Source organism: Algibacter sp. L3A6 (genome assembly GCF_009796825.1).
Taxonomy (GTDB): domain Bacteria; phylum Bacteroidota; class Bacteroidia; order Flavobacteriales; family Flavobacteriaceae; genus Algibacter.
The window spans coordinates 3,396,006-3,408,376 of record NZ_CP047030.1 but is presented as its reverse complement, the minus strand read 5'-3'; the positions used below and the strand labels follow the sequence as shown (position 1 = coordinate 3,408,376).

Here is a 12,371-nt window from a genome sequence, read left to right as displayed (position 1 = left end):
AACTTAGCTCGTAAAACAACAAGTTTTCAATTAGCTAAGGTTCTAAAAAATAGCTTAACTTTGCCGCTTAAACTTACCATTGTGACTTTTCAAGATTTAAATTTAAATACACCATTATATAACGCTCTGGACGATTTGGGCTTTACTACGCCTACACCGATACAAGCAGAAGCTTTTAACGTTGTTAGCTCGGGTAAAGACGTGGTTGGTATTGCTCAAACAGGTACCGGTAAAACGTTTGCCTACATGCTACCTATTTTAAAAAATTTAAAATATTCAATGCAGGAAAACCCGCGTGTTTTGGTTTTAGTACCAACACGTGAACTTGTTGTACAGGTTGTAGATGAAATTGAAAAATTATCTAAATACGTTAATACTCGCGTATTAGGTGTTTATGGAGGAACTAATATTAACACGCAGAAAAGAGCTATTGCTGAAGGTATTGATATTTTAGTTGCCACACCAGGTCGTATGTACGATTTGGCTTTAAGTCGTGTTTTACAACTAAAATCTATTCAGAAATTAGTGATTGATGAAGTTGATGTTATGCTAGATTTAGGATTTAGACATCAATTAATTAATATTTTTGATATTCTACCTCCTAAGAGACAAAACATTATGTTCTCAGCTACGATGACGCAGGATGTTGATGTTTTACTTAACGATTTCTTTAAAAATCCGGAACGCGTTTCTATCGCTGTTTCTGGTGCTCCTCTAGAAAATATTAAACAAGAGCGCTACAACGTTCCTAACTTTTACACTAAAGTAAACTTGCTTTCTCACTTATTGAGAGATACAGAAAAATATAGTAGAGTTTTGATATTTGTGGCTTACAAACGTATGGCAGATCGATTGTTTGATCAATTAGATGAAATTTTTCATGATGAACTTTGCGTTATTCACTCTAATAAAACACAAAATTACAGACTTAGAAGTATTGAGCAATTTAGAGAAGGGCATAACCGTATTTTAATTGCAACCGACGTTATGGCACGTGGTTTGGATATTGATAACGTATCACATGTTATTAACTTTGATACGCCAGATTTCCCTGAAAACTATATGCACAGAATTGGTAGAACTGGTCGTGCTGAACGTGAAGGCGAATCTTTATTATTGTCTACTGTAAAAGAAACGGTGCTAGTTGAACACATTGAAGCTTTAATGAATATGCAAATTCCTGTTTTGGAAATACCCGAAACTGTTGAAATTTCTACAGAGCAAATTGATGAAGAACGCGCAGAAATTAAAGAACATTACAATCCTATAAAACGTAAGGATGAAGATGCTCCTGGGCCTGCTTTTCATGAGAAATCTGAAAAGAACTCTAAAGAAAATTTAGGTGGATCGTACAAATTTAAAATTGCTGCGAAATATAAAAAACCTAAAACACGTGGTGATAAAAACTACAATAAACGTAACAAGAATAAATAAGGTTAACACCTAATTATAAAGAATAAAAAGAGGTTAGCTGAAAAGTTAACCTCTTTTTATTTTCAATAATCTGTGACATGTTTCCAGTTTGCACCAGAAGCCACGCAATATACTTGCATTTCTGAAATCCCGAATTGTTTCGCTATCATTTTAATGCGTTGTAGGCTTCCCTACAAACTTTAGGCGCATTTATATTTTTTATAATTTGTTTTAGATTAAAGACCGTTAAACCATCTACTCCCCCATTAACATAATACCTTCTCTTGTCTTTAAAAATGCTGACTGCCGGAAATTATTACTTAAAACACCATCATTAACATCATAAAAATTAAAAACCTCATCATTTAGATTCAAATAACAAATCCCCATATCGGTACTCATCCAAAGCATGCCTTCGCTATCTTCTAAAATCCCATAAATTACTTCATCCCGAAGTCCGTCATTTCTATGATAACTTTTTATATTTTCTGGTATGCCTTTAGCATCTAAATCCACTCGCATTAACCCTCCTCCATAAGTACCGAGCCATACTGTTTTATTGGAAGCCACATGTATGCTAAAAACATGATTATAACTTAGTGCCAAACTTTTATTTTTAGAGCTTGTTGTAAAATAATCTTTAACCAACCAATGGTCCGTTTGTACTTCTACACGAAATACGCCCTTACTACTAGTAAACCAATGATTACCAAAACTATCTTTAGCATAATCATTAATTTGATTACTATTTCCGGCGTCAAATAATTCGTTTTCTATCTCAATGGCTTTATCATTTAAAATAGCGTCCCATGGGTTGGTTAATAAAAACACTTTTTGTCCCGCTAGTAAAATTTGGTTGGAATTTACTTGTTCAATAACCCGGTTAAATATTAAAGTTTCGGAAGTTCCATTACTATTTAATTGAATAAGACGCAGTTTATCATTGGTTTCATCATATAAAAAAATGCCTTTATTGGCACCAATCCACCAATAGCCTTTTTGATCTTGATACAAAGATAAAACCCATTGATCTTCAAGCGTTTTTAATTGATTTTGTAATCTATTAAATGAAATTCTTTTTCCGCTATCAAGATCTAATGGACCTGAAGATTTTCAAATTGTACTTCCAAAAAAAGACACCCAAATTTCACCTTCTTTATCCTCTACTAAATCTGTAATTAAATTGCTAGACAAAGACTTATCATCGAATGCATTATGCTAGTAATTTTGAAAATCCTTTAAGTTTTTATCAAATTTATTTAACCCACCATGTGCCGTTCCTATCCATAATACTCCAAAATTATCTTCAAAAAAGCAATTAACCCGATTACTAGTTATTACATTTTTGTATTTTGAATTGTATTGAAAAGACGTGAATTCGGCATGTTTAACATCATATTTTATATCACCGTTATCTCTAGTTCCTATTCATAAATTACTGTCTTTATCTAGAAATAAAGATAAAATATCGAAGCTTTCAGCTGTGTTTTTACTATCCTCTATAAAATAATCTCCAACCTTAATTAACTGATTATTTTCATAAAAGGTTTGATACAGACCAGTTTGTGTGCCAAGCCATATTGAATTATTAATTTTAATAATTTCACTTATATGTTTAATATTCGCATCTAATTTTACTTCTAAAACAGTATGAGAATAATTATCATTTTGATTAAAAACAATCTTAAATATTTTATGCGACGTAGATACTAATAATTCCGAATTTGAGAGAAATTCAACATCTGTAATAACGTTTCCTTTTAAAATATCTGTTAAACTAATTTCACCAATCTTATCTACCTTTTGTAAGTTATCACTGCTTGCATCAAATATTTCAATTTTTTCCAAACCTCCAATCCAAATTCTTTTTTTATCATCTTCTTTAATAAAGACTTCCTTTTTAATTGTGTGTTCTACCGGAATAAACTCTTCTTTATCGGTTAAGTAAATACAAATCCCGCCGCGGGTTCCAATCCATAATCTTCCCTTTGAGTCATTTAAAAGACTGGAAATAAAATTATTAGGTAAGGCGTTTTTATTTTCTATATTATGATAATAATAATCGAAAGAATACCCATCATACCTCACTAAACCATTTGGTGTAGCCACCCATAAATAACCATTATTATCGGAGATAATGGAATGTATGGTGTTTTGATAAAATCCTTGTTCACTATTAAAAGCCTCTATACGCTGGTTGCTTAACTTTATTTGCTTTTGTTGTGCGTAACTTACACTGGCAAAAAGAAGTATCAATAGTTGAATTATTCTTATTTTCATAGGTTACAATTAGTTAAAACGATTATTCCTTAAATATAAAAAACACTAAATTCCTTAGTATACTTAGCTTTGATCGTTAATTTAGGTATAGTTTAATTTTATAAAGTTTTAAACATACATATTTACACACTCAGTAAGCACATAAAAAGTCTTGATTTATTATTAAAAACAAGAAGTTTCTAATAGTTAAAGTCTTAATTTATGAATAACGTAATTTCTACTTACATTAAATGAATTTTTACAAATATATGACATATAAAAACTCAACCTATTATTACACTAAAAACAATGTTTTTTTACCACACCTTATAATGAATTGTTATAGTTTCTTAAAACCCCTAATTAAACAAGTAATCAGTTGAATGACTAAGTGATAGTTCTTGATTAAATAATTAGTGAACACAAATTGCCTTCACTTAAAGTATAACCTTTTTTATTAGGAGCATTAAAAAAAGCAATTTAATTTGCATCTTGAAGTTTTGAGAATTGTTAATCAAGACTTAATAATTTTTTATGATTACAACTCAATTATGTTAAATTGTTCTATGATTACTTTTTTATTATATGATTAGATAAATTTCCTACTTTCTCACAGCAAACCTGTTCCATAACCTGTTGAAACTCACGTTTCATTAAAGAAATAGTATGGTCACCACCTTCTTTTCCCAGAGCACCAACACCATACATAAAACTACGCCCCATAAATGTAAACTCTGCACCACTAGCCATGGCTCTTGCAATATCTGGTCCGCCACGTAAACCTGAGTCTACCATGATTTTTATTTTATCCTTATATTTTTTAGCTAAGTGGGTCATAGGTACTATAGTTGATTGCCCTGCATCTAATTGGCGCCCTCCATGATTAGATACAATTAAACCATCAACGCCTAGGCTAATTGCTTTTTCAGTATCTTCTTCACTTACAACACCTTTAATAACTAATTTACCTTTCCACTGTTCTCTTATGGAAGCTATTCTGCCGGTATTTAATCGTCCGGAGAATGTAACATCCATAAATTCACCTAGTTTTTTCAGATTTAATCCTTTAGGCATATAAGGTTCTAAAGTTTTAAAAGCAGGTTGACCGTGTATTAAAGTTTGAATAGCCCAATCTGGTTTCTTAAAAACTTCAATAATATTTTTCACGCTCATTGATGGTGGCATCGCTAAACCATTACGTACATCTCGAGGTCTGTATCCAAAAGTTGGAACATCAGCTAAAATAACTAGTACATCTGTTCCAGCTGCTGCAGATCTATCCAATAAACCTCTTTTTACTTTTTCCTGAGCCGGATGATATAATTGAAACCAAGATTTCCCTTCTGTAATCTCCGCAATACGCTCTATACTAGAAGTTGTTACTGTACTTAAAATAAACGGTATATTATGTTCAAAAGCAGATTTCGCCAATATTTCTGGCGCATTTGGCCACATTAAACCTTGCAAACCAACAGGTGCAATACCGAAAGGAGCATCATATGTATGACCAAACAATTCAGTTGTCAAGTCAGATTTATCAAACTTTGATAAATACTGAGGCATGAGTTCAACTTTCTGAAGATCTGAACGGTTTTTATCTAAATTTATATCCTCATTACAGCCACCATCCAAATACTCAAAAGCAAACTTTGGCATTTTTACCATCGCTCTATTTCTTAAATCGGTAATAGAAGGGTATTTTGAGTTAATTTTAATTTCCTTTTTTTTCTTGGCCATCTTTTTAGAAGAGTATTATCAATGAGATCTATTTTTTATATTTTTAATTTAATTCAGTAAATAACTTACTAAAAGCTATTTCTGAAGCTTCACTTATAGATATGTTTTTTTCTTTTTTAAGCATATCTGTTAAAGATTGCCATTCATGAAAAAAACCATTTTTTGAAGCCTCAAACCCTAATTCTTCTATAATTTCACCCTTAATTTCCATAATCGTATTATTTTTTAAAATGAATTAATCTGCATAAACTTTAAGTGTTCTATAACCATAAAAAGCTATAAAACAAAAACATATAAAAGGCAATATAAACGAGACGTTAACAGCTGCCATAGAACCAATTGTTTCCTTATCTATAATATGCCCTTGCAAGATTGGCATTAAAGCCCCTCCAACAATTGCCATTACTAAACCAGCCGCACCAAGAGTAGAATCTTCTTCACTTAAACCATTAAGTGCTATACCATAAATAGTAGGAAACATTAACGACATAAAAGCAGACGTTGCAACAAGTAAATAAAGTCCCATCATACCTTCAATCAAAATAACACCAGACATAGTCACCATAGCACATAGCGCAAATATCATCAGTAACTTTTTAGCATTTACAAATTTCATTAAATAAGTAGTAATAAACCTGCTGGTTAAAAAGATACCCATTGCAACAATATTATAATTTTGAGCGGTTTCTTTAGAGATACCTAAATTATCTGCATATTGAATGATAAATGTCCAACACATAATTTGCGCAGCCACATAAAATAATTGGGCAAAAACACCTTCACGGTATTTTCCGTTAGTAAATAATCTTTTAAAAGATTCTGCTGGTGAACCTTGTTCATCATTGTTAGCTCGTTTAGGCATTTTTGCTACAGCAATAACAATCAACATTAATATAACTACAATTCCAAGGATAACATAAGGATTTCTTATAATGGTTAAATCGTGTGTTCTAATAACTGCTTTTTTAGCTTCATCTAAGGTGGTAAAAATTAATTCGCCCGCTTCATTTCTTACTTCTGAATCTAAGGCTGCAAGAATAAATTTGGAAGCCACAAACATTCCAAAAAGAGAACCTATTGGATTGAAGGCCTGCGCTAAATTTAAACGCTGTGTTGCCGTACGCTTATCACCCATCGATAAAATGTAAGGGTTTGCTGTTGTTTCTAAAAAAGCCAACCCAAATGTTATAATATAAAGTGATCCTAAAAAGAATCCAAAAACTTCAAACTCTGCTGCTGGATAAAATAATAAAGCTCCAAAAGCATACAAGGAAAGTCCTAACAAAATGCCTTTTTTATAGCTGTATTTTCTAACAAAAAGTGCTGCAGGAATTGCCATAGTAGCATATCCTCCATAAAATGCAAATTGGACCAATGCCGCTTTTGCTGTAGAAATTTCCATTACAGTTTTAAAAGCTGCAACCATAGGGTTTGTTATATCATTTGCAAAACCCCATAAAGCAAATAAGGATGTAATTAAAATAAATGGGATTAGTACTTCTTTGGAGACTACGGGTATTTTTTCTAAACTTTTCATGTCTTAGTTATGGTTTTTTAATAATGCTACGCTATTTTAGAAAAATAAAGCATACTATTTTTAAAATGAATTTCATTTATTATAGTATGCTTTATTTACTAAAACAATTTACTTAATATTTTAAAATATTATTGGTATTGTGCATATACCACTTTAGTTTGTAAGTACTCTTCCATACCATGCTTACCATCTGCACCACCTAATCCTGATTTTTTCCAACCTGCATGAAAACCTTGAATAGCTTCAAAATGCTCTCTATTAATGTAAGTTTCGCCATAATCCAATTGATCGCAAGCATGCATAACTTTATTAATGTTTTCAGAAAATATAGACGATGTTAAACCATATTCACTATCGTTTGCCAGGGCTATAGCTTCATCTAAAGTTCCAAACTTCATAACCGGTAATACAGGCCCAAACACCTCTTCTTGAATAATTTGCATATTTTGTGATACATTTGTTAATAAGGTTGGTTGATAGAAATAACCTTTATCAAAATTTGTAGAACGCCCTCCTCCTACAACAACTTCAGCACCTTCTTTTTTAGCATATTCCACCATTTCGGCTACTTTATCAAACTGAGCCTTAGAAACCATGCTACTCATATCTGGATTGTTTTCAGAAAAAGCATCTTCAACTTTTACTTCGCTCATTTTCTTAGTCACTTTAGCCATAAATTCGTCGTATATAGAATCTTCAACATAAACACGTTCTGCACAGTTACAAACTTGTCCACTAAAAATAACTCTAGAGGATACAACTGCATTAACAGCCAAATCTAAATTAGCATCAGCACATACTATTGCAGGTGCTTTCCCTCCAAGTTCTAAAGATACTTTGGTTATGTTTTTTGAAGCAGCTTCCATAACTTTTTGTCCAGCAAACACACTTCCTGTTAAACTTATAATACCTGTAATAGGGCTTGTTGTTAGAGCATTACCAACAACTGGCCCGGTACCACAAACTACATTTAATACACCAGCTGGAAGATTTATTTTTTCAATCAATTTTATAAATTCCATTATAGTATTTGGTGCAATACAACTTGGTTTAAGTACACATGTATTCCCTGTAACTAATGAAGGTGCTATTTTACGAGCCGCTACAAAAAACGGAAAGTTCCATGGGCAAATACCAACAGCAACTCCAATTGGTGCTTTATGTAAATAAATATGTTCTTTTTTACGATCACTCTGTATAATTTCACCTTCAATTCTTCTTGCCCAACCTGCATTATAATCATAATAATCTGCCGTTACATCAATTTCAACTTGTGCTAAACCAATTACTTTAGCTTGTTCTTTTGCCAATGTTTCTGCTAAAAACACTCTGTTTTCGCGAATTACATCCGCCATTTTATGTAAATAACTTGCTCTTTCTACAGCAGTAAGGGATTTCCAAGAATGTTGCGCGGCTTTCGCTGCTTCCAATGCTAAATTAGCATCTGCGACAGAGCCCTTAGGTATAAGGGATAACACATCTTCGGTACATGGATTTAACACTTCTGTTGTTTCAGTAGAAGTCGATTTCACGAATTCCCCGTTAATGTATTGATTAAATTCTTTCATAATAATGGTGTATTTAGTTTAGTTAATAACAAAAAAGAAATTTCTTTTTGCTGATTTTAATGCAACACGTATTTAAATTTAAAAACATTCTGTTTTAATAAAGTTCACGTGTTAGATTACAAAATTACAGCACAAGTCTAATAAAATATTTATCCATATCATTCTAGTTTATGTATAATTTAAACATGATAGAATTATACATAAACTAGAATAAATAACTTTACTTAAAATTTAAGAAGTATAGCGGCCAGATTTATAAAGTGCAGGTGAAATACTAGTTATTGACTTAAACACTCTAGAAAAATGATACCGGTCTGAAAAACCTAAACTATAAGAAATACTCTCTATGCTTTCATCAGTATGTTCAAAAATCTCACATGCTTTTGCTATTTTTCTGTTTTGAATAAAATTATGCAGGGTGATATTCATTTCATCTTTAAATAATCTAGCAAACGAATTAGGAGCCATATTTACAAGAGCAGCCAATTCAGCATTCTTTAATTTGTTTCCAATGTTCGCTTCGATATAGCGATGCACAGTTAATACTCGACTATCAATATTTATAGTTTTCCACAACTCTGCACCAATATTAGAAATTGCCTCCTTAATAAAAGCTTGTAGTTTCAAATTAAAAGTCAACTTAAAATCATGATTTTCAACCTTTAATCTTCCCGTCAAATAAACCAATCGTTCTTTAAGATGCTCCGTAAGTTCTATTTTAAAAATCCCTGGAAACACATTATCAAATGGTGTTCCAATATTAAAATGTGTAAAAAAGTGAATAAGATATTTGTTTTCATAATAATCCATATTATGCTTTTCAGATAGGTTTTTACCAGAAACATGAATTCCAGAATCATACTTATGGTGTTTTAAATACCTTGTTGAAAAGGATGTAAAAGGAGAAATAATATATAAAAAATCAGATGTCATTTCATAAACACTATCCTGTAACTTGAGTTGTCCTCCTTCATTTTTATTCCAATAAATCCGCCAAAAAGGAAATACCATATCATGACAATCCCACAAATCCAAATACCAATATCTACAACATAAAAGCTTTACTCTAATATCTATAAAGTTTTGGTTTTTAGTTGAAGGATCTCCTAACTCAACATTGTTTACAAATTTCATTTTTAAATCATGTTTAAATTATACATAAATATACAGATTTTAAATATTCTTTTTTCTTATTACATACTATAATTTTACACCCTAAGAATAATTTAAATAATATTTTTTTTATGAGCGATATAAAACTTCCTGTAGAAGTACAAAAAGAACTAAAACAAATCTCAACTGTTGCTGGTTATTTATGGCAACGTGAATGGGCTGAAAGAAATGCTGGGAATATTTCTATGAATTTAACATCTTTTTTTAACAAAGAAGATTTAAAAGGTATAGGTACTGAAAGACCTTTTGAATTTCCTAAGGGAGCAGCAGGTTTTGTACTTTTTATTACTGGTACTGGTTGCTACTTAAGAGATTTAGTAGATAACTTAGAAAGTGTTTCTTGTATTCTTTTAATTAATGATGATGCCACTGGCTACTCTATTGTTTGGGGAGGAAAGAGAGAAAATTTTGGACCGACTTGCGAGTTAATTTCTCATTCTAGTATTCATTTATTCAACAGTATACATAACCCAGAGAATTTAGCCGTTGTTCATACGCACCCTTTAGAATTAATATGCATGAGTCATCATGAATTATTTGATAATGAAGAAGAATTAAACAGACAAATTTGGATGATGTGCCCAGAGGTAAAAGTATTTGTTCCAAAAGGAATTCACTGTACACCTTATGCTTTATCTAGTACTGCCGCACTGGCAGATGTAACAATTGAGGCTTTTAAAACTAGAAATGTATCTCTTTGGGAAAAACATGGAGCAACTTCAACTGCACCAGATGTTATGAAAGCTTGGGACTTTTTAGATGTAGCAAATAAAGGTGCTAAAATGTTAATGATGTGCTGGGCTGCAGGATTTAAACCAGCTGGCCTTTCTAATGAGCAATTAATAGAATTAGAGCAATTCACATAAACCACTAATAAACTAAACAAACTAACAATGAATAGATTAATAGGAAGATTACCTAAAATTGGAATTCGTCCAGTAATTGATGGACGTGAACTTGGAGTTAGAGAATCGTTAGAAGATCAATGTATGGATATGGCAAAGGCCGCAGCCAAACTCATTGAAGATAATTTACGTTTCCCTAGTGGTGAAAAAGTAGAATGTGTTATCGCCGATACCACAATTGGTGGTGTTGCTGATGCTGCTGCTTGTGCAGATAAATTTAAAAGAGAAGGTGTTGAAGTTTCTTTAACCGTTACACCTTGCTGGTGTTACGGCACCGAAGTTATGGATACCGACCCTTTAATGCCAAAAGCTGTTTGGGGTTTTAACGGAACTGAAAGACCAGGTGCTGTGTATCTAGCTGCAGCTTTAGCGGGATATTCACAAAAAGGCTTACCTGCATTTGGAATTTACGGTAGAGAGGTTCAAGATGCAGGAGATATGAGCATCCCTAATGATGTTGAAGAAAAATTATTGCGTTTTGCAAAAGCTGGACTTGCAGTTGCACAAATGAAAGGTAAATCATATTTATCAATTGGCTACAGTTCTATGGGAATTGCTGGCTCTATGGTTGATGTTAACTTTTTACAAGATTATTTTGGTGTTCGTGCAGAATTTGTAGAATCTATTGAGTTATTACGCAGAATCGACGAAGGTATCTACGATAAAGATGAATACGAAAAAGCACTAGCTTGGACTAAAGAAAACTGTGAAGAAGGTAAAGACTGGAACAGTCCTGAAGCTCAAAAATCGGCCGAGGTTAAAGAAAAAGAATGGGAAAAGGTTATTAAAATGACACTTATATGTCGTGATTTAATGATTGGAAACCCAAAATTAAAAGAACTTGGTTTTGGAGAAGAATCTAAAGGAAGGAATGCTATTATGGGTGGTTTCCAAGGACAACGTCAATGGACAGATTACCAACCAAATGCAGATTTTACAGAATCTATTTTAAATTCTTCTTTCGATTGGAATGGAATTCGGCAAGCCTTTATTTTTGCAACAGAAAATGATTGCCTAAATGCAATTTCTATGCTATTCGGACATTTATTAACCAATACGGCTCAAATATTCTCAGATGTAAGAACCTATTGGAGTCCAGAATCTGTTGAACGTGTTACAGGTAAAAAATTAACCGGTATTGCTAAAAATGGCATAATACATTTGATTAATTCTGGTTCTACAACTTTAGATGCTACTGCGCAACAAACAGATGCAGCTGGCAACCCTACAATGAAACCATATTGGGATATTACGGAAGAAGAAGCCAAAAAATGTTTAAACCATACTAAATGGCCAGCTGCTATTGCTGAATATTTTAGAGGTGGAGGATTTTCTTCTCAATTTAAAACCAAAGGAACTATGCCACTAACCATGTGCAGAATTAATTTGGTAAAAGGTATTGGCCCTGTATTACAAATAGTTGAGGGTTGGAGCGTCGAATTACCTGAAGATATTCATACTGTTTTAGACGAAAGAACAAACCCAACATGGCCAACAACCTGGTTTGTACCAAGAGTTACAGGAAAAGGTTTCTTTAAGGATGCTTATTCTGTAATGGCTAAATGGGGCGCAAACCATGGTGCTATTTCTGTAGGACATATAGGTGCAGATTTAATTTCATTGGCTTCTTTATTAAGAATACCAGTAAATATGCATAATGTTTCTGACGAAGATGTTTTTCGTCCAAGTGCATGGTCTGCTTTTGGAGAAAACCTTGAATCTGCAGATTATAAAGCTTGCGAAACTTACGGACCACTTTACGGTTTTAAATCATAACAC

The 12,371-nt window shown here is 32.4% G+C and carries 12 protein-coding genes and 1 pseudogene; 3 read left to right on the top strand and 10 right to left on the bottom strand.

Annotated features, from left to right (window positions below):
• The first annotated feature begins 81 nt into the window (after positions 1–81).
• On the top strand, positions 82–1,434 hold the full coding sequence (locus GQR98_RS14160; RefSeq protein ID WP_159020064.1) for a DEAD/DEAH box helicase: 1,353 nt from the start codon (positions 82–84) through the stop codon (positions 1,432–1,434).
• A gap of 62 nt (positions 1,435–1,496) precedes the next feature.
• Here GQR98_RS14160 and GQR98_RS19160 read toward each other — a convergent pair.
• The 10 genes and pseudogenes from GQR98_RS19160 to GQR98_RS14110 form a co-directional block, all read right to left on the bottom strand.
• Positions 1,497–1,592, bottom strand: a pseudogene (locus tag GQR98_RS19160) (HNH endonuclease); the annotation flags it as partial.
• 76 nt (positions 1,593–1,668) lie between these two features.
• Positions 1,669–2,487: a two-component regulator propeller domain-containing protein gene (locus GQR98_RS14150; RefSeq protein ID WP_410488912.1), complete on the bottom strand. Its 819-nt coding sequence runs from the start codon at positions 2,485–2,487 to the stop codon at positions 1,669–1,671.
• 39 nt (positions 2,488–2,526) lie between these two features.
• Positions 2,527–2,607, bottom strand: coding sequence for a two-component regulator propeller domain-containing protein (locus GQR98_RS19365; RefSeq protein ID WP_159021174.1), 81 nt, complete (start codon positions 2,605–2,607; stop codon positions 2,527–2,529).
• A 24-nt stretch (positions 2,608–2,631) separates the two neighbouring features.
• Positions 2,632–2,751, bottom strand: a complete 120-nt coding sequence (locus tag GQR98_RS19360; protein ID WP_410488911.1) for a two-component regulator propeller domain-containing protein — start codon at positions 2,749–2,751, stop codon at positions 2,632–2,634.
• Between the two features lie 90 nt (positions 2,752–2,841).
• Positions 2,842–3,693, bottom strand: a complete 852-nt coding sequence (locus GQR98_RS14135) for a two-component regulator propeller domain-containing protein (protein WP_159020062.1) — start codon at positions 3,691–3,693, stop codon at positions 2,842–2,844.
• Positions 3,694–4,242: 549 nt separating this feature from the next.
• Positions 4,243–5,409 carry an alpha-hydroxy acid oxidase gene (locus GQR98_RS14130; protein WP_159020061.1) on the bottom strand — a complete coding sequence of 389 codons (1,167 nt, stop codon included), beginning with the start codon at positions 5,407–5,409 and terminating at the stop codon, positions 4,243–4,245.
• A 43-nt stretch (positions 5,410–5,452) separates the two neighbouring features.
• Entirely contained in the window at positions 5,453–5,620 is a 168-nt protein-coding gene (locus GQR98_RS14125) for a hypothetical protein (RefSeq protein WP_159020060.1), read from the bottom strand.
• Positions 5,621–5,644: 24 nt separating this feature from the next.
• On the bottom strand, positions 5,645–6,946 hold the full coding sequence (gene fucP, locus GQR98_RS14120) for an L-fucose:H+ symporter permease (RefSeq protein WP_159020059.1): 1,302 nt from the start codon (positions 6,944–6,946) through the stop codon (positions 5,645–5,647).
• 128 nt (positions 6,947–7,074) lie between these two features.
• Entirely contained in the window at positions 7,075–8,514 is a 1,440-nt protein-coding gene (gene aldA / locus GQR98_RS14115; RefSeq protein WP_159020058.1) for an aldehyde dehydrogenase, read from the bottom strand.
• 231 nt (positions 8,515–8,745) lie between these two features.
• On the bottom strand, positions 8,746–9,648 hold the full coding sequence (locus GQR98_RS14110) for a helix-turn-helix domain-containing protein (protein ID WP_159020057.1): 903 nt from the start codon (positions 9,646–9,648) through the stop codon (positions 8,746–8,748).
• A gap of 110 nt (positions 9,649–9,758) precedes the next feature.
• On the opposite strand from GQR98_RS14110, the gene rhaD reads away from it, so the two are divergent.
• Both rhaD and GQR98_RS14100 read left to right on the top strand, forming a co-directional pair.
• Positions 9,759–10,553, top strand: coding sequence for a rhamnulose-1-phosphate aldolase (rhaD, locus tag GQR98_RS14105; RefSeq protein ID WP_159020056.1), 795 nt, complete (start codon positions 9,759–9,761; stop codon positions 10,551–10,553).
• A gap of 27 nt (positions 10,554–10,580) precedes the next feature.
• Positions 10,581–12,368, top strand: coding sequence for an L-fucose isomerase (locus GQR98_RS14100; RefSeq protein ID WP_159020055.1), 1,788 nt, complete (start codon positions 10,581–10,583; stop codon positions 12,366–12,368).
• Positions 12,369–12,371 lie beyond the last annotated feature (3 nt).